The organism is Pantoea phytobeneficialis, from assembly GCF_009728735.1.
Lineage (GTDB): Bacteria > Pseudomonadota > Gammaproteobacteria > Enterobacterales > Enterobacteriaceae > Pantoea > Pantoea phytobeneficialis.
This window is the reverse complement of record NZ_CP024636.1, coordinates 3,968,483-3,990,788: the sequence shown is the minus strand read 5'-3', so window position 1 is coordinate 3,990,788 and position 22,306 is coordinate 3,968,483. Positions and strand designations below refer to the sequence as shown.

At 54.9% G+C, this 22,306-nt stretch carries 26 protein-coding genes; 19 read left to right on the top strand and 7 right to left on the bottom strand.

Going from position 1 to position 22,306, the window contains the following annotated elements; translation table 11 throughout:
• Positions 1-2,076 carry a YccS/YhfK family putative transporter gene (locus tag CTZ24_RS18610; protein WP_021184824.1) on the bottom strand — a complete coding sequence of 692 codons (2,076 nt, stop codon included), beginning with the start codon at positions 2,074-2,076 and terminating at the stop codon, positions 1-3.
• Between the two features lie 58 nt (positions 2,077-2,134).
• Entirely contained in the window at positions 2,135-2,767 is a 633-nt protein-coding gene (crp, locus tag CTZ24_RS18605) for a cAMP-activated global transcriptional regulator CRP (protein ID WP_013510795.1), read from the bottom strand.
• A 302-nt stretch (positions 2,768-3,069) separates the two neighbouring features.
• On the opposite strand from crp, the gene CTZ24_RS18600 reads away from it, so the two are divergent.
• Positions 3,070-3,474 carry an OsmC family protein gene (locus CTZ24_RS18600; RefSeq protein WP_021184823.1) on the top strand — a complete coding sequence of 135 codons (405 nt, stop codon included), beginning with the start codon at positions 3,070-3,072 and terminating at the stop codon, positions 3,472-3,474.
• 47 nt (positions 3,475-3,521) lie between these two features.
• On the opposite strand, the gene CTZ24_RS18595 is transcribed toward CTZ24_RS18600, so the two are convergent.
• From CTZ24_RS18595 to CTZ24_RS18585, 3 genes are all read right to left on the bottom strand, one after another.
• Positions 3,522-4,391: a phosphoribulokinase gene (locus CTZ24_RS18595; protein ID WP_021184822.1), complete on the bottom strand. Its 870-nt coding sequence runs from the start codon at positions 4,389-4,391 to the stop codon at positions 3,522-3,524.
• Between the two features lie 61 nt (positions 4,392-4,452).
• Positions 4,453-4,671 (bottom strand): YheU family protein, encoded by a 219-nt coding sequence (locus tag CTZ24_RS18590; RefSeq protein WP_036626752.1) that lies wholly within the window; start codon positions 4,669-4,671, stop codon positions 4,453-4,455.
• Between the two features lie 2 nt (positions 4,672-4,673).
• On the bottom strand, positions 4,674-5,690 hold the full coding sequence (locus CTZ24_RS18585; RefSeq protein ID WP_208724296.1) for a hydrolase: 1,017 nt from the start codon (positions 5,688-5,690) through the stop codon (positions 4,674-4,676).
• A gap of 61 nt (positions 5,691-5,751) precedes the next feature.
• On the opposite strand from CTZ24_RS18585, the gene CTZ24_RS18580 reads away from it, so the two are divergent.
• The 5 genes from CTZ24_RS18580 to tauD all read left to right on the top strand — a co-directional run bounded on the left by CTZ24_RS18580 (position 5,752) and on the right by tauD (position 9,948).
• Positions 5,752-6,354 (top strand): LysE family translocator, encoded by a 603-nt coding sequence (locus CTZ24_RS18580; protein ID WP_021184819.1) that lies wholly within the window; start codon positions 5,752-5,754, stop codon positions 6,352-6,354.
• Between the two features lie 168 nt (positions 6,355-6,522).
• The gene (gene tauA, locus CTZ24_RS18575; protein WP_437180265.1) at positions 6,523-7,503 is read left to right on the top strand and encodes a taurine ABC transporter substrate-binding protein; all 981 of its coding nucleotides are present in this window, start codon (positions 6,523-6,525) and stop codon (positions 7,501-7,503) included.
• 11 nt (positions 7,504-7,514) lie between these two features.
• Entirely contained in the window at positions 7,515-8,282 is a 768-nt protein-coding gene (tauB, locus tag CTZ24_RS18570; protein WP_208724295.1) for a taurine ABC transporter ATP-binding subunit, read from the top strand.
• A complete protein-coding gene (tauC, locus tag CTZ24_RS18565; RefSeq protein ID WP_208724294.1) occupies positions 8,279-9,112 on the top strand; it encodes a taurine ABC transporter permease TauC in 834 nt (277 codons plus the stop codon). Before tauB ends, tauC begins: the two co-directional genes overlap by 4 nt.
• Positions 9,109-9,948 (top strand): taurine dioxygenase, encoded by an 840-nt coding sequence (tauD, locus tag CTZ24_RS18560; RefSeq protein ID WP_208724293.1) that lies wholly within the window; start codon positions 9,109-9,111, stop codon positions 9,946-9,948. The genes tauC and tauD overlap by 4 nt, the downstream gene beginning before the upstream one ends.
• Before the next feature lie 46 nt (positions 9,949-9,994).
• On the opposite strand, the gene CTZ24_RS18555 is transcribed toward tauD, so the two are convergent.
• Entirely contained in the window at positions 9,995-11,902 is a 1,908-nt protein-coding gene (locus CTZ24_RS18555) for an ABC transporter ATP-binding protein (protein ID WP_208724292.1), read from the bottom strand.
• A gap of 116 nt (positions 11,903-12,018) precedes the next feature.
• On the opposite strand from CTZ24_RS18555, the gene kefG reads away from it, so the two are divergent.
• The 4 genes from kefG (at position 12,019) to slyD (ending at position 15,364) form a co-directional block, all read left to right on the top strand.
• A complete protein-coding gene (gene kefG, locus CTZ24_RS18550; RefSeq protein ID WP_208724291.1) occupies positions 12,019-12,570 on the top strand; it encodes a glutathione-regulated potassium-efflux system ancillary protein KefG in 552 nt (183 codons plus the stop codon).
• Positions 12,570-14,375 (top strand): glutathione-regulated potassium-efflux system protein KefB, encoded by a 1,806-nt coding sequence (gene kefB / locus CTZ24_RS18545; RefSeq protein WP_021184812.1) that lies wholly within the window; start codon positions 12,570-12,572, stop codon positions 14,373-14,375. The genes kefG and kefB overlap by 1 nt, the downstream gene beginning before the upstream one ends.
• A gap of 34 nt (positions 14,376-14,409) precedes the next feature.
• Complete coding sequence (locus tag CTZ24_RS18540; RefSeq protein ID WP_152521888.1) at positions 14,410-14,610, top strand: YheV family putative zinc ribbon protein; 201 nt, start codon at positions 14,410-14,412, stop codon at positions 14,608-14,610.
• A 196-nt stretch (positions 14,611-14,806) separates the two neighbouring features.
• Positions 14,807-15,364 (top strand): peptidylprolyl isomerase, encoded by a 558-nt coding sequence (gene slyD, locus CTZ24_RS18535; protein WP_021184811.1) that lies wholly within the window; start codon positions 14,807-14,809, stop codon positions 15,362-15,364.
• A gap of 34 nt (positions 15,365-15,398) precedes the next feature.
• Here the strand turns inward: slyD and CTZ24_RS18530 are convergent, their stop codons facing one another.
• Positions 15,399-15,617, bottom strand: coding sequence for a protein SlyX (locus tag CTZ24_RS18530; protein ID WP_013510780.1), 219 nt, complete (start codon positions 15,615-15,617; stop codon positions 15,399-15,401).
• 271 nt (positions 15,618-15,888) lie between these two features.
• On the opposite strand from CTZ24_RS18530, the gene fkpA reads away from it, so the two are divergent.
• From fkpA to CTZ24_RS26760, 9 genes are all read left to right on the top strand, one after another.
• Positions 15,889-16,719, top strand: coding sequence for an FKBP-type peptidyl-prolyl cis-trans isomerase (gene fkpA / locus CTZ24_RS18525; RefSeq protein WP_021184810.1), 831 nt, complete (start codon positions 15,889-15,891; stop codon positions 16,717-16,719).
• 168 nt (positions 16,720-16,887) lie between these two features.
• The gene (locus tag CTZ24_RS18520) at positions 16,888-17,610 is read left to right on the top strand and encodes a helix-turn-helix transcriptional regulator (protein WP_013510778.1); all 723 of its coding nucleotides are present in this window, start codon (positions 16,888-16,890) and stop codon (positions 17,608-17,610) included.
• Positions 17,610-17,996 (top strand): sulfurtransferase complex subunit TusD, encoded by a 387-nt coding sequence (gene tusD / locus CTZ24_RS18515; RefSeq protein WP_021184809.1) that lies wholly within the window; start codon positions 17,610-17,612, stop codon positions 17,994-17,996. Before CTZ24_RS18520 ends, tusD begins: the two co-directional genes overlap by 1 nt.
• The gene (gene tusC, locus CTZ24_RS18510; RefSeq protein WP_021184808.1) at positions 17,996-18,355 is read left to right on the top strand and encodes a sulfurtransferase complex subunit TusC; all 360 of its coding nucleotides are present in this window, start codon (positions 17,996-17,998) and stop codon (positions 18,353-18,355) included. Before tusD ends, tusC begins: the two co-directional genes overlap by 1 nt.
• A gap of 9 nt (positions 18,356-18,364) precedes the next feature.
• Positions 18,365-18,652, top strand: a complete 288-nt coding sequence (gene tusB / locus CTZ24_RS18505) for a sulfurtransferase complex subunit TusB (RefSeq protein WP_208724290.1) — start codon at positions 18,365-18,367, stop codon at positions 18,650-18,652.
• 130 nt (positions 18,653-18,782) lie between these two features.
• Positions 18,783-19,157 (top strand): 30S ribosomal protein S12, encoded by a 375-nt coding sequence (gene rpsL, locus CTZ24_RS18500; protein ID WP_003852912.1) that lies wholly within the window; start codon positions 18,783-18,785, stop codon positions 19,155-19,157.
• Positions 19,158-19,253: 96 nt separating this feature from the next.
• A complete protein-coding gene (rpsG, locus tag CTZ24_RS18495) occupies positions 19,254-19,724 on the top strand; it encodes a 30S ribosomal protein S7 (protein WP_013510774.1) in 471 nt (156 codons plus the stop codon).
• A gap of 93 nt (positions 19,725-19,817) precedes the next feature.
• Positions 19,818-21,932, top strand: coding sequence for an elongation factor G (gene fusA, locus CTZ24_RS18490; RefSeq protein WP_013510773.1), 2,115 nt, complete (start codon positions 19,818-19,820; stop codon positions 21,930-21,932).
• 69 nt (positions 21,933-22,001) lie between these two features.
• Positions 22,002-22,306 (top strand): GTP-binding protein (locus CTZ24_RS26760; protein WP_244634053.1); only part of this gene is annotated, 305 nt, incomplete at its 3' end.

Genomic DNA, 22,306 nt, shown 5'->3' with positions numbered 1-22,306 from the left:
TCAGTTTTTCACCCGTAGTCCGGTCAGCCAGCGGCCATGATGTGGTCGCTGGCTCCATGCCAGAGAAGAGATGGTGTGCATCACGTTCAGGTGTTGCAGAATGCGCTTCACATGCTGCTCGACAATCGTTACCGCCCCCTCATTGATGTTTTCCGGTGCTTCCAGAATATTGCTGTCGTTACCGGGGCCATCATGCTCCAGCCGCTGCTGACAGCGTTGCAGCGCGATCTCACAGGATTGCAGATACCTTTCCGCCAACTTAGGCGTCAGCATGGTATGTTCGCGTGCCAGGATAGTCATGGCGTTGATGTGTTCGACAATAAACTGACTGTGCGTCACCCAGAGCCGCATATCTTTCAGGTACTGCGAATTGAAGCCCGGCTCGGTCATCGCCTGATTCAGCGAGTTAAACATGGCGTTATGCGCCTGGTTGACCTTGATGCGCTGATACGCCAGTTTCTCCGGTGACTGCTCCGGTCCGAGCAATAATTGCATCGCTTCCTGGTCGGCTTCCAGCGCATCGTGCGCATTCTTACGCAGTAAGCCGCTCTGCCACTGCGGCCACAGCCAAATCATGCCGCCAAAGGCAATCAGACATCCCATTAGCGTATCCATCATGCGTGGCAGCAGGAACTGCGCGCCATTCAGTGACAGCAACTGGAGCGAATACACCGCCGTCACCGTAAAGCCAATCATTGACCAGCCGTAATATTTACGTGTCACCAGATAGCTGGCGAGGGTGATCGCCAGCATAAACAACAGGGTGATGGATTCCGGTACGTCAAAGCGTAACGAGGCGGCAGCAATCAACAGCCCGGCAAAGGTGCCGAGCGCTCGGTGTTGAATTCTTACCCGAGTGGCGCTGTAGCCATTCTGGCTGACGAACATGGTGGTCATCAGAATCCAGTAAGGTTTGGGGATGTTGAAGAACAGCGCCAGCGCGCTACCAAACATCAGCATCACGGCAAAACGTGCAGCGGTGCGTAAGGCGGGGGATTTCAGCGACAGATAGCTGCGCAGCGCCGGAAAAAACGGCAGACGCCGTTGGCGATCGGCCATCAGATCACGGGTATACAGCGGTTTCTGGGTGCGCAGCACGCGCGCAATGCGGCTGAAGTGATACAGGCAGAAATTCCCCACCGGATTGTCCGGGTGCTGGCGGGCAATTTTTTCCAGCGCACCCAGCTGCTTATCCATTTGAAACCGTTCCGGCAGCTGGTGATACAAAATGGCATCGGCCAGCAAGCGCAGACGGGCGGAGATGGTCTTGGCATTCCAGCGAATCACCGCTTCAGCATGGCTCTGCTCCACCAGCTTTTGCACTTCTTCCGGCTGATGCAGGCTGACGGAGATATGTTCCTGCAAATCGAGTGCCACCTGAAAGGCACGCGTCAGGCGTTTATGGCTGTTATCGCGGCTGGCCGACAGCATATGCATTTGCTGGTAGCAGGTGGTGATCAGATCTACCGCTTTTTGCTGGCGTGCCAGCAACGGCGGCAGCGCTTTCTCCGGGTCGGTCAGCTGCGTCAACAGGGTATATTTGGCATCGCAATAATCCGCCAGCTCACGGTACAGCAGGCTCAGCGACTCGCGCATCGGCTGCTCTTTCCACAGCCAAAACCAGAACCAGTTGAACAACCCATACCACAAGGTCCCGCCGATATAGAGCAGCGGAGGCACCCAGATCGGCATACGTCCCACCAGGCTCAGGGTAAAGATGGAGGCAATCAGCGTGGCGGGTAACAAGCGGCCATGCAACGGGCTGATCTCACCCGTCACGCCCACTAATAGTGGCAGCACCAGCAGAATCAGCGGCAGGGGGACGTGATAATCCGTCAGCCACTGGATCAGAAAGCTGCCGGTCGCAAACAGGGAACCGCCAATAATCAGGCGTTTAAAAAAGCGTTTATGGGGCGTATCAAGACCGGCGATGTTGCAACAGGCGGGCACTAAGGAGAACAGCAAGCCTTTTTGCAGGTCGCCAAACAGCCAGCCGAGGGCCACGGGCAGGCACAGCACCAGCGTTTGCCGCAGGGCATAGTTCACTTCGGGATGATAGATGATTCGACGCCACATCAGCTCATCGCAGACAAAAACGGCGTGATGCTGCCATCACGCCGTGGGTGAGAAGAAATTAGCGGGTGCCGTAAACGACGATGGTTTTACCATGTGCGGAGATCAGGTTTTGATCTTCCAGCATTTTCAGAATACGGCCAACTGTCTCGCGTGAGCATCCGACGATCTGACCAATTTCCTGACGGGTGATTTTGATCTGCATCCCGTCCGGGTGGGTCATGGCATCGGGCTGTTTGGCCAGATTGAGCAGCGTCTGCGCAATGCGACCGGTCACATCAAGGAAGGCAAGGTTGCCCACTTTTTCTGATGTCACCTGTAGGCGACGCGCCATCTGCGCCGAAAGACGCATTAAAATATCCGGGTTTACCTGAATCAGCTGACGGAATTTTTTGTAGGAAATTTCAGCCACTTCGCAGGCAGTTTTGGCTCGTACCCAGGCACTACGTTCCTGACCTTCTTCAAACAGGCCAAGCTCGCCGATGAAATCCCCCTGATTGAGGTAGGAGAGAATCATCTCTTTGCCTTCTTCATCCTTGATCAGCACCGCAACGGCACCTTTCACGATGTAGTAGAGCGTTTCCGCTTTCTCACCCTGATGAATCAGGGTGCTTTTGGATGGATATTTGTGAATATGGCAATGGGACAGGAACCATTCGAGTGTAGGGTCTGTTTGCGGTTTGCCGAGAACCATTCGCTATTATCCTCTGTTGTAATCGTGCCCAAAACACAGGGGGCAGTTTTCCCTGTCAGGCGGTGAAATCGTAGAGCGCTTCCTGTTAAGGAAAATTATTCGGGTGGACTCTTAAGCCAGGCTTCTGATTCTTCCCGCCTTCGTCTATTGCGACGAAAATATTTTCAGCTCTGTTTGTAGCACAGCTTTTGCTAGCTGTCTTCTGTTGTCTCGCTTCAGCAAAAGGGCGATTAGTCTGGATTGCTGTTTCTCAGGTGAAAGCGTACTCTGGCGGCAAATCAGCCTATTCAGGAGAAAGAATAATGCAGGCACGGGTTAAATGGGTGGAAGGGCTTACCTTTCTCGGAGAATCCTCATCAGGTCACCAGATATTAATGGATGGCAATTCGGGCGACAAAGCACCGAGCCCGATGGAGATGGTGCTGATGGCGGCAGGCGGTTGCAGCGCGATTGACGTCGTGTCGATCCTGCAAAAAGGGCGCAATGATGTGAAGGATTGTGAGGTCAAACTGACCTCGGAACGTCGTGAAGAAGCGCCACGCATTTTCACACATATCAACCTGCATTTTATTGTTACCGGCAAAGCGCTGGGCGATAAAGCAGTGGCGCGGGCGGTTGATCTGTCGGCTGAAAAATATTGCTCGGTAGCGATTATGCTGGGCAAAGGGGTAGAAATCACCCACAGCTACGAGGTTATTGAACTCTAGCCCGGTCGTAACGGCGCGATAAATCGCGCCGTTACGGTTATGTTTGATTATTCGATGCGTTTGCCTTCAATCAGTCGCTGCACCAGCGGCGTCATAATCAGCTCCATCGCCAGACCCATTTTGCCGCCGGGCACCACCAGGGTGTTCATATGCGAGATAAAGGAATCCTGAATCATCGCCAGCAGATAGGGGAAGGCAATACCTTCCAGACCACGGAAATGGATCACCACAAAGCTTTCATCAAGTGATGGAATTTCACGCGCAGCAAACGGGTTAGACGTATCGACGGTGGGTACGCGCTGGAAGTTGATATGGGTGCGTGAGAACTGCGGGGTGATGAAGTTGATGTAATCTTCCATCGAACGCACCACCGAATCCATCACCGCTTCGCGTGAATGGCCGCGCTCGCTGGTGTCGCGAATCAGCTTTTGAATCCACTCAAGGTTGACGATCGGTACCACACCTACCAATAAGTCGACGTGTTCAGCCACGTTGTGCTGCTGCGTCACCACCCCGCCGTGCAAGCCTTCATAAAACAACACATCGGTGTTTTCCGGCAGCGGCTGCCACGGGGTGAAGGTACCCGGCACCTGATTCCACGGCACGGCCTCGTCATAGGTATGCAGATATTTGCGCGACTGACCAAGACCGGTTTTACCGTATTGCTTAAAGGTTTGCTCCAGCAGGCCAAAATCGTTGGCCTCCGGGCCGAAATAGCTGATATGACGGCCAAGGTCGCGCGCTTTGCGGATCGCCATGTCCATCTCAGGGCGCGTGTAGCGATGAAAACTGTCACCTTCGACCTCCGCCGCATGCAGGTTCAACTGCTGGAATATTTTGCGGAAGGCAAGGCTGGTGGTGGTGGTTCCGGCGCCGCTGGAACCGGTAACGGCAATGATCGGATGCCTGGCTGACATAACAAAGCTCCCTGTGAAGTCCGGCGATGAGCATTGTTAGCACGAAAAGCCGGGATGTGCATTAGCCGCGAAATTCACCGCGTGCCATGATATTGACGGTTTCGTGCAGTTCTGACCACACCAGTACTGCGTCACCGCGTTCCAGCTGGCGACGCACATCAGCGACTTTTTGCGCCAGACTGCGCTCCTGTTCACCGTAGTCGGTGCCTTCGCGTAATACAAAGGCTTCGATCAGGTTTTCCAGCGTTTCAGCTTCAAGTTGTTGCCACGGAATAATCACGATCATACATCCAGGTAAGTTGATAGCCACTGCGGCACGCGTTGTTCCAGCCACATTTGCGGTCGTAGCAGCGTACCGCCAACAAAGCCGACATGGCCGCCTTGCTGCGTCAGCTGATATTGAATCGAGGACGACAGTTGCTCCGGCTTCGGTATTACTGCGTCGGTCATAAAGGGATCGTCCTTAGCATGGATGATCAGCAGCGGTTTGCGTACCCCGGTCAGCAGCGGCATCGCGCTGGCACGATGATAATAATCGCCTGCGTCGACAAAACCGTGTGCTCTGGAGGTGACGGCATCGTCAAAGTCGCGCAGGCGGCGCAGGGCGCGCAGTTCGCGTAAATCGACCGGCAGGGTGCCAGGCCAGGCTTTCAACTTACGTTTAGCGTTCTTTTTCAGCTGCGTCAGCAGGTAGTGCTGATAAAAACGTGAGAAACCGTTCTCCAGCTTCTGGCTACAGGGTTCCAGCAGCAGGGGCGCAGAGATGGCGACTGCGGCATCCAGCGGCGCATCATGTCCCTCCAACCCGGTCAGACATGCCAGCATATTACCGCCCAGCGACACGCCGACGGCGGTGGTGGGGACATCGCCCCATTCCCGCTTTAACCAGCGCAGAAAGTAGCTGGCATCTTCGGTTTCGCCGGAATGGTAAATCCGGTGCAGGCGGTTCGGTTCACCGCTACACCCGCGAAAATGCATCACCACTGCCAGCCAACCGCGTGCCTGACATGCCTGCATCAACCCATGCGCATAGGGGCTGTGAAAGCTGCCCTCTAAACCATGAAACAGCACCATGCGTGGTTTGTGCGCGGCCTGAATAGGGTCTTCACTCCACGCAAGATCGACAAAATCGCCGTCCGGTAAATCGAGGCGTTGCCAGTGTGGGCGCAGAGTCACGCGCCGCCTGAGCAGACGCGGCAGCAGAGTTTGCAGATGCGGATTGCGAAAACCGCTGAGAGGAATGAAGTCCTCTTCGGGCGGGGAGTCAAAATTACTGTGGTAAACGCTTGTCTGATGCATATCTCGCTGATAGTTTCGATGGGTTTTTTGGCTTTCCTGGGTGAGGAGCACCCGAATCAACATGGAACTGAGTCTGTTTTTGTCAATGCTGGGCTTTCTCTGGGTCGCTGCGATCACGCCAGGGCCTAATAATATGTTACTTACCGCCTCCGCTGCCAACTTTGGCTTTCTGCGTTCTTTCCCGTTGTTAATCGGCATCATGATCGGTATGCAGGCGATGCTGCTGATGGTGGCCTTTGGCGTGGGTGGCCTTATCCTACTCTATCCTGCCTTACATCTGGTTCTGAAAATCGCCGGTAGCCTTTATCTGCTGTGGCTGGCATGGAAAATCGCCACGGCGGAGTATGAGCAACTGGATACGGATTCGGCCCCGCCGGTTCCAACGCCGTTCTGGCAGGGCGGGTTACTGCAACTGATTAATCCAAAGGCGTGGCTGATGGCGTTGGGGGCCGTAGCCAGCTTTAGCCTGGCGGGGGCCGCTTACCTGCACTCGGTGGTAGCAATTAGCGTCGGTATGGCGTTGGTGAATGTGGTTTCCGGGGTGATCTGGATGGGCTTCGGCTCACTGATTGGTCGTTTGCTGCGAAGCCCGCGTGCGTGGAAAATCTTTAACCTGGCGATGGGAATCCTGACCGCCGCCTGTGTGCTGTTGATTTGGCACTAAGTCAATCCGAGGCGCGTCTGACGCGCCTTTTTTGTATTTGCGTATTCTGCATAGTCTTGCCCGATGATTGCCTAAGAACCGATTTTCATTAGGGATAATTTTTAATTCCTTTATGAAACCATTACTGCTGGCGACACTGCACCCAACATAAAAATATTGGGGTGTACGATGATGGCAGTGAAGAAAACCATAACCACATTGGCAGCAGCGCTGGCGTTGCTGACCTTCCAGGTCGAGGCGGTTAACGTCACGGTGGCGTACCAGACTTCGGCGGAACCGGCCAAAGTGGCGCAGGCCGACAACACCTTCGCCAAACAGAGCGGCGCGACCGTTGACTGGCGTAAGTTTGATAGCGGAGCCAGCGTGTTGCGTGCGCTGGCGTCTGGCGATGTCCAGATTGGCAACATCGGCTCCAGCCCGCTGGCGGTAGCGGCCACTCAGCAACTGCCGATCGAGGCCTTCCTGTTGGCTTCGCAGCTCGGAAATTCCGAAGCGTTGGTGGTGAAGAAATCCATCAACAATCCCAAAGATCTCATCGGTAAACGGATTGCCGTCCCCTTTATCTCCACCACCCATTACAGCCTGCTGGCGGCGCTGAAACATTGGGGTATCAAACCCACGTACGTCCAACTGGTGAACCTGCAACCCCCCGCGATCATTGCCGCCTGGCAGCGTGGCGATATTGATGGTGCCTACGTCTGGGCACCGGCAGTTAACGAACTGGAGAAGGATGGCAAGGTGCTGACCGATTCCTCGCAGGTGGGCAAATGGGGCGCGCCGACGCTGGATGTCTGGGTGGTGCGTAAAGACTTTGCCCAGCAGCATCCAGAAATTGTCACCGCCTTTGCCCGCAGCGCCCTGGACGCGCAGAGAGCCTACATCGACAACCCACAACAGTGGCTGAAGCAGCCGGATAACCTCAGCAAGCTGTCACGTCTGAGCGGCGTGCCGGAAGCGCAGGTGCCGGGACTGGTGGAAGGCAACACCTATCTGACCGCGCAGCAGCAACTGGAGCAGCTCGGCAATCCGGTGAACAAGGCGATTGTCGATACCGCGCACTTCCTGAAAGAGCAGGGCAAGGTGCCGGACGCCGCCAGTGATTACAGCAGCTTCGTGACTACCCGCTTCGTTGCCCCCTTAGTGAAATAACCGGAGGTCCTATGCTCAGCATCACCCATCTTAATGCGCGTTACGCCGGACAACCTGCGTTGCAGGATATCAATCTGCAACTGGATCAGCGTGAACTGCTGGTGGTGCTGGGACCGTCAGGCTGTGGCAAAACCACACTGCTGAATTTAATCGCCGGATTCCTGCCGCTGGAGTCAGGCAGCATCACGCTGGATGGCAAATCGGTTAACGGGCCGGGCGCTGAACGTGGCGTGGTGTTTCAGAACGAAGGGCTGCTGCCGTGGCGCAATGTGATCGACAACGTGGCCTTTGGTCTGCAACTGGCGGGGATGGCAAAAGCGGAGCGTTATAGCATCGCGCGTCGTCTGATTCGCAAAGTCGGGCTGGAGGGAGCGGAAAAGCGTTTTATCTGGCAGCTCTCTGGGGGTCAACGTCAGCGCGTGGGGATTGCGCGTGCGCTGGCGGCTGACCCTCAGCTGCTGCTGTTAGATGAACCCTTCGGCGCGCTTGATGCCTTTACCCGTGAACAGATGCAAACCCTGTTACTGACGCTGTGGCGCGATACCGGCAAGCAGATCCTGCTGATTACGCATGACATTGAGGAAGCGGTGTTCCTCGCCAGTGAGCTGGTGCTGCTGTCGCCAGGGCCAGGACGCGTGGTGGAGCGGCTGAAGCTCGATTTTGGTCAACGCTTCGCTGACGGGGAACCCTGCCGCAGCATCAAATCCGATCCGGCGTTTATTGCACGCCGCGAATACGTGCTGAATCAGGTGTTTGCCCAGCGGGAGGCGTTTGCATGAGCGCATTAATTGATGACAAAGCACGGGCGGCGCGCCGTCGCCGTGGCCTGCGTTGGCCGTTTTCCCGTCAATTGTCGCTCAGTTTGCTGAGCGTCGCGGTGCTGTTGCTGGTGTGGTGGGGCGTTACGGCATTGGGATTGATTGCGCCGCTGTTTCTGCCTGCGCCGCAGCAGGTGCTGAAAAAGCTGCTGTTGATTGCCAGCCCGCAGGGTTTTATGGATGCCACGCTCTGGCAGCATCTCGGTGCCAGCCTGACGCGTATGCTGGTGGCGCTGTTTTTTGCGGCGCTGATCGGCATTCCGGTTGGGATTGCGATGGGGCTGAGTCCGGCGATTCGTGGGCTGCTCGATCCGTTGATTGAACTCTACCGCCCGGTGCCGCCGCTGGCTTATCTGCCGTTGATGGTGATCTGGTTCGGCATTGGCGAAAGCTCAAAAATCTTACTGATTTACCTGGCGATTTTCGCGCCTGTCACCTTGTCCACGTTGGCCGGGGTGAAAAATGCGCAGCAGGTACGTATCCGTGCCGCACAGGCGCTGGGTGCCACGCGCTGGCAACTGTTGCGCTGGGTGATTCTGCCGGGGGCGTTGCCGGAGATCCTGACCGGGCTGCGTATCGGCCTCGGAGTGGGTTGGTCAACGCTGGTCGCCGCCGAGTTAATTGCCGCCACGCGCGGCCTCGGTTTTATGGTGCAGTCAGCCGGGGAGTTTCTGGCGACGGATGTGGTGCTGGCGGGCATCCTGGTGATTGCGTTGATCGCGTTTAGTTTAGAACTGGGCCTGCGCGCTTTGCAGCGCCGCCTGACGCCGTGGAATGGAGAGCAACAATGAACGAACGTGTGACTTTAAGCGCACTGGGGCCGAATATCGGTGCGCAAGTGAGCGATGTGGATCTCAGTCGCCCGCTGAGCGATGCGCAATTTGAACAGCTTTATCATGGCCTGTTGCGGCATCAGGTGTTGTTCCTGCGTAATCAGGTGATTACCCCGGAGCAGCACCGTGCGCTGGCGATACGCTTCGGTGATTTACATATTCATCCCGTCTATCCCCATGCGCCGGGCGTGGAGGAAATCATCGTGCTGGATACCCATCAGGATAATCCACCGGATAACGACAACTGGCACACTGATGTCACCTTTATCGAAACACCCCCGGCGATTGCCATTCTGGCTTCTAAGCTGTTGCCGGAAAGCGGCGGTGATACGTTGTGGGCCAGCGGCATTGCGGCGTATGAGGCGTTATCGGAACCCTTTAAGACGTTGTTGGCCGGGTTGCGGGCCGAGCACGATTTTAAAAAGTCTTTTCAGGAGTTCAAATATCGCAAAACCGCCGAGGAACATCAGCGCTGGCAGCAGGCGGTGGCGAAACATCCGCCGGTGACGCATCCGGTGATCCGTACTCACCCGGTTAGCGGGCGTAAGGCGTTATTCGTCAATGAAGGATTTACCACGCGGCTGATTGGGTTGAGTGAGAAGGAGAGCGATGCCCTGCTGGGCTTCCTGTTCGCCCATATTACGAAGCCGGAGTTTCAGGTGCGCTGGCGTTGGCAGGAGAATGATGTGGCGATTTGGGATAACCGTGTGACGCAGCATTACGCTAATGCGGATTATTATCCGGCGCGGCGGGTGATGCAGCGCGCGACGGTTTTAGGCGATGTTCCGGTGTAACACGTCCGTATCGGCGCGATAAATCGCGCCGATACGGAATGGGCTGTTATGGTGCGGCCAGCATTTGCTCCAGCTGCTCTTGCGCATCCAGCCACGCCATTTCCACCTCTTCCAACGCCGATTTACTCTCTGCCTGGCGCTGAAGCGCAGCGGTCAGATCCGCTTTGCGGCTCTGATCATAAATTGCGCTGTCTGACAGCAGCAGCTCAGCTTCACTCAACTGGCTCTGCCACTTGGCCATCTGCTTTTCGAGTTTCTCAATCTCTTTACGCAGCGGCTGAGTCTGGGCGCGCAGTTCGGCGTCACGGCGCTTCTGATCTTTACGAGCCTGGGCGCTGTTGCCGCTATCCTGCCTGGGAGCGGCATCCTGTTGCGCCTGCTGTTTTTGCAGGTCGCTCAGCCACTGCTGGTAATCTTCCAGGTCACCTTCGAAGATATCCACTTTACGATCGTGTACCAGATAGAGGTCGTCAGTGGTGGCGCGCAGCAGATGGCGGTCATGCGACACCACCACCAGGGCGCCTTCAAAATCAATCAGCGCTTCGGTCAGAGCCTGACGCATATCGAGATCGAGGTGGTTGGTCGGTTCGTCGAGCAACAACAGGTTGGGACGCTGCCAGACGATCAACGCCAGTACCAGACGGGCTTTCTCACCACCGGAGAAGCGTTCGGTCACTTCACTGACTTTATCACCCTGGAAGCCAAAACCACCCAGATAATCACGTAGTTGCTGCTCCAGCGTTTTCGGCGCGATACGTGCCAGATGCTGCAATGGTGACTCATCGGCACGTAAAAATTCCAACTGGTGCTGCGCGAAGTAACCCAGTTTGATGCCTTTCGCCAGACCAATTTCGCCATCGATGGGGGATAGCTCACCGGCCAGCAGTTTGATCAGCGTCGATTTACCCGCGCCATTCCGCCCCAGCAGGCCAATACGCGAACCCGGCACCAGGTTAAGTTTGATGGCGTCAAGAATGATGCGATCGCCGTAGCCCGCAGTCACTTTTTCCATTTTTAACAATGGATTCGGCAGGCTTTCCGGTGGACGGAAGCTAAAGCTGAACGGGTTATCAACGTGTGCCGGGGCAATCAGTTCCATGCGCTCCAGCATTTTGATACGACTCTGCGCCTGTTTGGCTTTAGTGGCCTGCGCGCGGAAACGATCGATATAACTTTGCAGGTGCGCCACTTTTTCCTGCTGGCTTTGATACAACGCTTGCTGCTGTGCCAGTTTGGCGACGCGCTGACGTTCAAACGAGCTGTAGTTACCGGTGTACTCAAACATCGTTTGCTGTTCGATGTGGATGATCTTATCCACCACCGGATCGAGGAAGTCGCGGTCGTGCGAGATCAGGATCAGGGTGCCTTCGTAGCTTTTCAGCCAGCGTTCCAGCCAGATCACCGCATCGAGATCGAGGTGGTTGGTCGGTTCATCAAGCAGCAGCAAATCGGAACGGCACACCAGCGCTTGCGCAAGGTTGAGGCGCATACGCCAACCACCGGAGAAGTCACTCACCGGGCGTTGAAGCTGTTCCTGGTTGAAACCCAGACCGTGCAACAGGCTTGATGCGCGGGCATGGATACTCCATGCCTGTACGGCATCCAGCTTGCCATGCAGCAGCGCGATGGCATTGCCGTCATTGCGTGCGTTGGCATCGGCTAATTCGGACTCCAGCTGACGATATTCGCGGTCGCCATCGATAACATATTCCAGCGCGGCTTTGCTCAGCGCCGGGGTTTCCTGATTGACCCACGCCAGCGCCCAGTTGCCCGGGAAGGTGGCGCTACCGGCATCGCTGCTCATTTCACCTTTGAGCAGCGACAACAGCGTGGATTTGCCGCAGCCGTTTTTACCCACCAGGCCCACTTTCTGGCCAGGGTTAATGGTCGCAGTTGCGTTATCCAGCAGCACATTGGTGCCGCGACGAATTTGTAACGAGGAGAAGACAATCATAAGCGCCGTATCGTCAGAATATGTTAATTTACTGGCAACATAATTAGATGAACTGTTAGTTGCGTCGAGCATGGTAGCGGAATTCCTGCGCTATGACGACGCTTTGGAGGGGAACGATGTCGCAGCCACCCAAAATCCTGCTGCTTTACGCCCATCCGGAATCACAGGATTCGATTGCTAATCGGGTTTTGCTGCAGTCGGCTATGGAACTGGACCACGTCACGGTGCACGATTTATACGCCCACTATCCGGATTTTTTTATCGATATTCACTATGAGCAGCAACTGCTGCGTGAACATCAAATCGTGGTTTTCCAGCATCCGCTTTATACCTACAGCTGCCCGGCGCTGCTGAAGGAGTGGCTGGATCGCGTGTTGTCGCGTGGCTTTGCCAGCGGCGTGGACGGCAATGCGCTGGAGGGGAAATACTGGCGTAGCGTGGTCACCACCGGTGAGCCGGAAACCGCCTATTCGCAACAGGGACTGAACCGCTACCCGATGAGTGACATCATGCGGCCGTTTGAGCTGACGGCACAGATGTGCCGTATGCACTGGATGACACCGATGGTGATCTACTGGGCGCGGCGTCAGACACCGGCAGTGCTGCGTAATTTTGCGCAGGCTTACAGCGACTGGCTTTCTGCGCCGTTGCCGCAGGGAGGTGTCTGATGGAAGGTCAAACGTTGCTGACTGCGGGTGTCATCTATCTGGTGGCGGCGGTGCTGATTGTGCCGATCGCCGCGCGGCTGGGTATTGGCGCGGTGCTGGGTTATCTGCTGGCGGGTATTGCCATCGGCCCCTGGGGGCTGGGTTTCATCAGCGATGTGGATGAGATTCTGCACTTCTCCGAACTTGGCGTGGTGTTCCTGATGTTTATCATCGGCCTTGAGCTGAACCCGGCAAAACTCTGGGCGCTGCGGCGTTCGATTTTTGGTGTGGGTGCGGCCCAGGTGCTGATTTCTGCGGCGATTCTCGGTGTTCTGCTGTGGCTGACCGATTTCTCCTGGCAGGCGGCGGTGATTGGCGGTATCGGTCTGGCGATGTCATCCACCGCGATGGCGTTGCAGTTGATGCGCGATAAAGGGATGAACCGGAGTGAAGCCGGGCAGCTCGGTTTCTCGGTGCTGTTGTTCCAGGACCTGGCGGTGATCCCGGCGTTGGCGCTGGTGCCCCTGCTGGCGGGTGGCGACAGCGGCCATGTGGACTGGCTGAAGGTTGGCATGAAGGTGCTGGCCTTTGCCGGGATGCTGATTGGTGGCCGTTTCCTGTTGCGTCCTATTTTCCGCTTTATCGCTGCCTCCGGTGTGCGTGAAGTCTTCACGGCAGCTTCGTTGTTGCTGGTGCTCGGCTCCGCACTGTTTATGGATGCCCTGGGCCTGTCGATGGCGCTCGGGACCTTTATCGCCGGTATCTTGTTGGCAGAAAGTGAGTATCGCCATGAACTGGAAGTGGCGATCGAACCGTTTAAGGGGCTGCTGCTGGGGTTGTTCTTTATTTCCGTCGGCATGGCGCTCAACCTCGGCGTGCTCTACACCCACATCCTGGAAATTCTGCTGGGCGTGGTGATCCTGGTGATGGTGAAAACGCTGGTGCTGTATGTGCTGGCGCGGGTATATGGCCTGCGCAGTTCGGAGCGTCAGCAGTTTGCCGGGGTGCTGAGTCAGGGCGGGGAATTTGCCTTTGTGCTGTTTTCGGCGGCCGCGTCGGCGAAGCTGTTTAGTGGCGATCAACTGCCGTTGTTGCTGGTGACGGTGACGCTGTCGATGATGACCACGCCGCTGCTGATGCAGGGGATTGATCGTCTGCTGGCGCATCGCTTTAATGAGGCGGAAGACGATAGCGAGAAGCCCTTTGTTGAAGATGATCAGCCGCAGGTGATCGTGGTCGGTTTTGGTCGTTTCGGACAAGTGGTGGGGCGTTTGCTGATGGCAAACAACAAACGCATCACGGTGCTGGAACGCGATATCTCGGCCGTCAGCCTGATGCGTAAATATGGCTACAAGGTTTATTATGGCGATGCAACCGAGCTGGAGCTGCTGCGAGCGGCGGGTGCGGCAACGGCGCAATCGATCGTTATCACCTGTAATGAGCCGGAAGATGCCATGACTATTGTGCATCTCTGCCAGCAGCATTTCCCACAACTGAAGATTTTGGCGCGGGCGCGTGGTCGTGTGGAAGCACACGAGCTATTGCAGGCGGGCGTGACGCTGTTCTCGCGTGAAACCTTCTCCAGTGCGCTGGAATTGGGACGCAAGGCGCTGATCTCGCTGGGTATGCATCCGCATCAGGCGCAGCGCGCGCAACATCATTTCCGTCGTCTGGATATGCGTATGCTGCGTGAGTTGATGCCTAACCAGCAAACCGATAGCGCGACCGTTTCACGCGTGCGTGAGGCGCGGCGCGAGCTGGAAGATATCTTCCAGCGCGAAATGCAGCATGAGAAGCGTCAGTTTGATGGCTGGGATGATGAGTAACTACACTTACCTTATCCGTGTGTAACGGGCAGGAATCAGTATGCGTAAACGTTTTATTGCCGGTGCGGTGTGCCCGCACTGTCAGCAGAAGGACACGCTGGCGATGTGGCGTGAAAACAATGTGGACGTGGTGGAATGCGTGAAGTGCGGGCATCAGATGCGCGAAGCCGATAAGCAGGTGCGCGATCAGGTACGCAGTCAGGAGCAGGTGATCGGCATTTTTCATCCCGAGTAGCGTGATGGCGCAGCTTTTTTTAAGCTTAAACTTACAGCGGGATTGAATTCCGCTACAATCGGCGCCATTAACGCTGAGCAGTATGCGGCATTGCGTTGTCAGCATCCTCAGTCTTGAACCTTTCTGGTTGGTGTTTTTGCTCGCAAAAATGGACCAATGAGACGGGATTCGCAGTTCTCAACGGTTAGGAGATATCATGAAAGTAGCAAAAGACCTGGTGGTGAGCCTGGCGTATCAGGTTCGTACCGAAGACGGTGTGTTGGTTGACGAGTCACCGGTGAGTGCACCGTTGGACTATCTGCACGGTCATGGTTCCCTGATTTCTGGTCTGGAAAAAGCGCTGGAAAATCACGCGGTAGGTGACAAGTTTGACGTGCATATCCCGGCAAACGACGCTTACGGTCAGTACGATGACAATCTGGTGCAGCGTGTACCGAAAGATGTCTTCATGGGCGTGGACGAATTGCAGGTTGGCATGCGCTTCCTGGCAGAAACCGACCAGGGTCCGGTACCGGTTGAAATCACTGAAGTTGAAGACGAGCATGTTGTGGTTGATGGTAACCATATGCTGGCGGGTCAGAACCTGAACTTCAACGTTGAAGTGGTCGCGATTCGTGAAGCGACGCCGGAAGAACTGGCGCACGGTCATGTTCACGGTGAACACGGTCATCACCACGATCATGATCACGACCACGGTCATGATCACGGCCAGGGCGGCTGCGGCGGCCACGGCGGTTGCGGTTGCAACCACTAAGTATTTCAGGGCCACCTTCGCGGTGGCCTTTTCTTTAGTAGTGCGGTGGTGGGGTTTCTTCAGATTGCGATGCAATCATGGATGGCGCGGCTGCCTTCACTTTATCGACCAACAGACGCACCTGCTCGCGCAGTTTGCTCATCTCCAGTTCATGTTGAACCACCGTCTGATTGAGCTGATCAATGGTGTGTTCCTGAAAAGCCAGTTTGCTTTCCAGCGCCTCAAGGCGTTGCTCCCATTCTGCTTGTTCCATCACCACTCCTCATATTACGGTGCTTGCGTATTGCGGGCGAGATTCTACGTGTTTTACCCCGGAATCGTCTGGTTTTTTGCGTAAATCCACAGGGGTGCTTGAATCTGGACATTATGCCACCATCTCTGATGAAACTTCCTGATGCAAAAAAGGTCAGAGGTTGACCGGATAATTACGTTGTGGGAGTGTTCGCCGCTGCCACGTAAAGTTATAGTGTGGGCCACAGTCCGCAATGATTCCCGAGGCGAGAGGCTTCGGTTTTGGAGAAAGGATGAAATCACTGTTTAAAGTCACATTGTTAGCTACCACAATGGCCATCGCACTGAATGCCCCGCTGGCAATGGCCGCTGAAGCGACCACCGCCCCGGCTGATGCTGCTCAGGCTGCGCCGCAGGCACCGAAAAATGCTGCCTTCAAAAATGAAGATCAGCAATCAGCCTATGCGCTGGGTGCTTCTCTGGGTCGCTACATGGACAACTCTCTTAAGGAACAAGAGAAACTGGGCATCAAACTGGACAAGCAACAGCTGATTGCTGGTGTTCAGGACGCGTTCGGCGGCAAGAGCAAACTCTCTGATGAAGAGATCGAGCAAACTCTGCAGGCGTTTGAAGGCCGCGTGAAAGGCGCTGCTCAGGCGAAGATGGAAAAAGACGCGAAAGAGAATGCTGATAAAGGCACCGCTTTCGCTGACAAATTCGCCAAAGAGAAAGGCGTGAAGAAAACTGAGTCTGGCCTGCTGTACCAGGTTGAGAAAGAAGGTACTGGCGACGCACCGAAAGACAGCGATACCGTGGTGGTGAACTATAAAGGCACCCTGATTGACGGTACCGAGTTCGACAACTCCTACACCCGTGGCGAGCCGCTGTCATTCCGTCTGGATGGTGTGATTCCAGGCTGGACCGAAGGTCTGAAGCATGTGAAGAAAGGTGGCAAGATCAAGCTGGTCATCCCACCGCAGTTGGCCTACGGTAAAAACGGCGTGCCGGGTATTCCGGCGAACTCTACGCTGGTGTTCGATGTTGAGCTGCTCGACATCAAACCGGCGCCGAAAGCCGATGAAAAAGCACAGGCTCCGGCCGCTGCTGATAAGAAAGCGCAGTAATCTGCCTACCGCCGCCTCAGTGCGGCGGTTTCATTTCTGATGGATGACAAAGCTCTGGCATAACCCGGCGACATTTGCCAGACTAACGCCTGCACAACTACTACTATCAAAATGAGTCTGCCCCAGAGCTGCCGTGACAGGCTCCAGCCATTTAGGGTGATGTCTTCGATGTCTAATCCATTCAATCCCGGTGAACTGACTGACTTCGATTTACTGGAGCAACGTCCGTTTGAGCAAGCAGACTACGATATCCTGAAATCCTATGAGGCTGTCGTCGATGGCCTGGCGATGCTGATTGGCTCGCACTGTGAAATCGTGCTGCATTCACTGGAAGATTTAAAATGCTCCGCTGTGCGTATCGCCAATGGCGAACACACCGGACGTAAAGTCGGATCACCGATTACCGACCTGGCGCTGCGCATGTTGCATGACATGCACGGTGCGGATAGTAATGTCTCAAAAGCCTACTTCACCCGTGCCAAAAGTGGCGTACTGATGAAGTCGGTGACGATTGCTATTCGTAATCGCCAGCAGCGGGTCATTGGCCTGCTGTGTATCAACATGAACCTTGATGTGCCTTTCTCGCAGATTATGTCGACCTTTATGCCGCCAGAGATGCAGCAGGTCGACTCTAACGTAAACTTTGCCAGCTCGGTAGAAGACCTGGTGATGCAAACGTTGGAGTTCACCATTGAGGAAGTGAGCGCCGATCGCAATGTATCCAACAATGCCAAGAATCGGCAGATTGTACTTAACATGTACGAGAAGGGCATTTTCGATATTAAAGACGCGATTAATCAGGTTGCCGATCGCCTCAATATCTCCAAACACACGGTGTATCTCTATATTCGTCAGTTTAAAAGCGGCGATTTTCAGGGACAGGATCGTTAATGCGCTACACCCTGCTGGTCACCGGCCCGGCTTACGGTACCCAACACGCCAGCAGCGCGTTGCTATTCGCCCGTGCATTGTTACAGGCCGGGCATCAGCTTGAGAGCGTGTTTTTTTATCGTGAAGGTGTGCTGAATGCCAATCAACTGACGGCACCCGCCAGTGATGAAGTCGATATGGTGCGCGAGTGGCAGCAGCTTCAGCAATCGCACGGTGTAGCGTTGAATATTTGCGTGGCTGCGGCGTTGCGGCGTGGTGTCACTGACGCTCAGGAAGCTGCGCGCTTGCAGTTGGCAGGCAGTAATCTGCAACCCGGATTCGTATTAAGCGGGCTTGGCGCATTGGCGGAAGCCTCACTGACCTGTGACCGTTTGGTGCAATTCTGATGAACCGTGTGGCTTTTCTTTTTACTCAACCTCCCCATGGCAGCAGCGCAGGCAGGGAAGGGCTGGATGCGGTGCTGGCTACCGCTGCACTCAGCGAGGATATTGCGCTGTTTTTTATTGGCGATGGGGTACTGCAACTTAATTGCGATCAACAGCCTGAGCCGATTCTGGCACGTAACTATATCGCCACCTTTGGCGTGCTGGCGCTTTATGATATCGACCAGTGTTTTGTCTGTGAGGAATCACTGCACACACGCGGATTCAACGCTGCGTCACCGCGTGTGATACCCGCTGAGGTGCTGGACGCGGCTGCGCTACGCCAGAAACTGGCGACTTATCATCGCATCATTCGCTTCTGAGACTTCACCATGCTCTACACCCTTATGCATTCACCCTGGCAATGCGATATCGATACCTTATTGTTGCTGCTGGAGCCGCAGGATGATCTGTTGCTGCTCCAGGACGGCGTGACGGCCGCGTTATTGGGTAGTGCCATGCTGGAAAAGTTACAAAACACCCCGGCAAAACTTTGGGTGTTGCAGGAAGATGTGGTGGCGCGTGGCCTGGTTGAACAAATTTCGACCAGCGTAACCTGCGTGGACTATACTGAATTCGTTGCTTTAACGGCGAAGCACCAGCAGCAAATAGCCTGGTAGTACGCTAAAACCTGGTTATTTCTTGACACCCTTTTGACACAGCCCTAAAATTCTGCCTCCTCGTAGTAATACGAGGCGATTTATTACGTGTTTACGAAGCAAAAGCTAAAGCAAATCCAGGAGCTATTTAATGGCAACAGTTAACCAGCTGGTTCGCAAACCACGCGTCCGCAAAGTTGCAAAGAGCAACGTGCCGGCGCTGGAAGCTTGCCCGCAAAAACGTGGTGTTTGTACTCGTGTGTACACCACTACCCCGAAAAAACCTAACTCAGCGCTGCGTAAAGTTTGCCGTGTGCGTCTGACTAACGGTTTCGAAGTGACTTCCTACATCGGTGGTGAAGGTCACAACCTGCAGGAGCACTCCGTGATCCTGATCCGTGGCGGTCGTGTTAAAGACCTGCCAGGTGTGCGTTACCACACCGTTCGTGGCGCGCTGGACTGCTCAGGTGTTAAAGACCGTAAGCAGGCTCGCTCCAAGTATGGCGTGAAGAAGCCAAAGGCTTAATGGTTCTCCGTTAAGTAAGGCCAAACGTTTTAACTTAAATGTCAAACTAAACTCGTAGAGTTTTGGACAATCCTGAATTAACAACGGAGTATTTCCATGCCACGTCGTCGCGTCATTGGTCAGCGTAAAATTCTGCCGGATCCTAAGTTCGGATCAGAGCTGCTGGCTAAATTTGTAAATATCCTGATGGTAGATGGTAAAAAATCTACCGCTGAATCAATCGTTTATACCGCTCTTGAGACCCTGGCTCAGCGTTCTGGTAAAAACGAGCTGGAAGCCTTTGAAGTAGCCCTCGAAAACGTACGTCCGACTGTCGAAGTTAAGTCACGTCGCGTTGGTGGTTCTACCTATCAGGTACCAGTAGAAGTCCGTCCGGTTCGTCGTAATGCTCTGGCAATGCGTTGGATCGTAGAAGCTGCTCGTAAACGCGGTGATAAATCTATGGCTCTGCGCCTGGCGAACGAACTTTCTGATGCTGCAGAAAACAAAGGTACTGCAGTTAAGAAACGTGAAGACGTTCACCGTATGGCAGAAGCCAACAAGGCGTTCGCTCACTACCGCTGGTAACAGCCACGTAGTTGTTGTTAAACCAGCGGGCGCTCAAACGGCCAACCCGCTGGGGTCGACTAACTTTGAACGTCCGAAAAACCGAGGAATAAAATGGCTCGTACAACACCCATTGCGCGCTACCGTAACATCGGTATCAGTGCACACATCGACGCCGGTAAGACTACCACTACCGAGCGTATCCTGTTCTACACCGGTGTTAACCACAAAATCGGTGAAGTACACGATGGCGCAGCAACAATGGACTGGATGGCGCAGGAGCAGGAGCGTGGTATTACCATCACCTCCGCAGCGACTACTGCGTTCTGGTCAGGTATGGCTAAGCAGTTTGAGCCGCACCGCATCAACATCATCGACACCCCGGGACACGTTGACTTCACCATCGAAGTAGAACGTTCCATGCGTGTGCTCGACGGCGCAGTAATGGTTTACTGTGCAGTAGGTGGCGTGCAGCCGCAGTCTGAAACCGTATGGCGTCAGGCTAACAAATACAAAGTTCCGCGTATTGCGTTCGTTAACAAAATGGACCGCATGGGTGCGAACTTCCTGAAAGTTGTAGGTCAGATCAAAACCCGTCTGGGCGCGAACCCGGTTCCGCTGCAGCTGGCTATCGGTGCAGAAGAGAACTTCACCGGTGTTGTTGACCTGATCAAAATGAAAGCTATCAACTGGAACGATGCTGACCAGGGTACTACCTTCGTTTACGAAGATATCCCGGCTGACATGCAGGACCTGGCTGAAGAATGGCGTTCAAACCTGATCGACTCTGCTGCCGAAGCTTCTGAAGAGCTGATGGACAAGTACCTGGGCGGCGAAGAGCTGACCGAAGAAGAGATCAAAGGCGCTCTGCGTCAGCGCGTACTGAACAACGAGATCATCCTCGTGACCTGTGGTTCTGCATTTAAGAACAAAGGTGTTCAGGCGATGCTGGATGCGGTTGTTGAGTTCCTGCCAGCTCCGACCGACGTACCGGCAATTAACGGTATGCTGGACGATGGTAAAGATACTCCGGCCGAGCGTCACGCTAGCGATGATGAGCCTTTCTCTGCACTGGCGTTCAAAATCGCAACTGACCCGTTCGTGGGTAACCTGACGTTCTTCCGCGTGTACTCTGGTGTGGTTAACTCCGGTGACACCGTGCTGAACTCAGTGAAATCTGCGCGCGAGCGTTTTGGCCGTATCGTTCAGATGCACGCCAACAAGCGTGAAGAGATCAAAGAAGTTCGTGCGGGCGACATCGCTGCAGCAATCGGCCTGAAAGACGTGATCACCGGTGATACCCTGTGTGATCCAAACGCGCCGATCATCCTGGAGCGTATGGAGTTCCCTGAGCCGGTAATCTCTATCGCCGTTGAGCCGAAAACCAAAGCTGACCAGGAAAAAATGGGTCTGGCTCTGGGTCGTCTGGCGAAAGAAGACCCGTCATTCCGCGTATGGACTGACGAAGAGTCTAACCAGACCATCATCGCTGGTATGGGTGAGCTGCACCTCGACATCATCGTTGACCGCATGAAGCGTGAATTCAACGTTGAAGCGAACGTGGGCAAACCGCAGGTTGCTTACCGCGAAGCGATTCGCGCGAAAGTTACCGATATCGAAGGTAAACACGCCAAGCAGTCTGGTGGTCGTGGTCAGTATGGTCATGTCATCATCGACATGTACCCGCTGGAGCCGGGTTCAAACCCGAAAGGCTACGAGTTCGTCAACGACATCAAAGGTGGTGTGATTCCTGGCGAATACATCCCTGCGGTTGACAAAGGTATCCAGGAACAGCTGAAATCAGGTCCGCTGGCTGGTTATCCGGTAGTTGATCTGGGTGTTCGTCTGCACTTCGGTTCATACCATGATGTTGACTCCTCAGAACTGGCATTTAAACTCGCTGCTTCTATCGCCTTTAAAGATGGCTTTAAGAAAGCGAAGCCGGTACTGCTTGAGCCGATCATGAAGGTTGAAGTTGAGACGCCGGAAGAGAACACTGGTGACGTCATCGGTGACCTGAGCAGCCGTCGTGGTATTCTGCGCGGTCAGGAATCCAACGTAACTGGCGTTGTGATTCACGCTGAGGTTCCGCTGTCTGAAATGTTCGGATACGCGACTCAGTTGCGTTCTCTGACCAAAGGCCGTGCTTCTTACTCCATGGAGTTCCTGAAGTACGATGATGCGCCGAACAACGTCGCTCAGGCCGTTATTGAAGCTCGTGGCAAATAAGGCTACGGTTTAAAAATTGTGAACTGATGCCTTCATCACTGATGAAGGCATAACGTAAGGATTATCGCCATGGCGAAAGAGCAATTTCAACGTAACAAACTGCACGTAAACGTGGGCACCATCGGTCACGTTGACCACGGTAAAACCACTCTGACTGCTGCAATCACCACCGTTCTGGCTAAAACCTACGGCGGCCAGGCTCGTGCATTCGACCAGATCGACAACGCGCCGGAAGAGAAAGCTCGTGGTATCACCATCAACACTTCTCACGTTGAGTACGAAACCCCGACTCGCCACTACGCGCACGTTGACTGCCCGGGCCACGCCGACTATGTGAAAAACATGATCACCGGTGCTGCTCAGATGGATGGCGC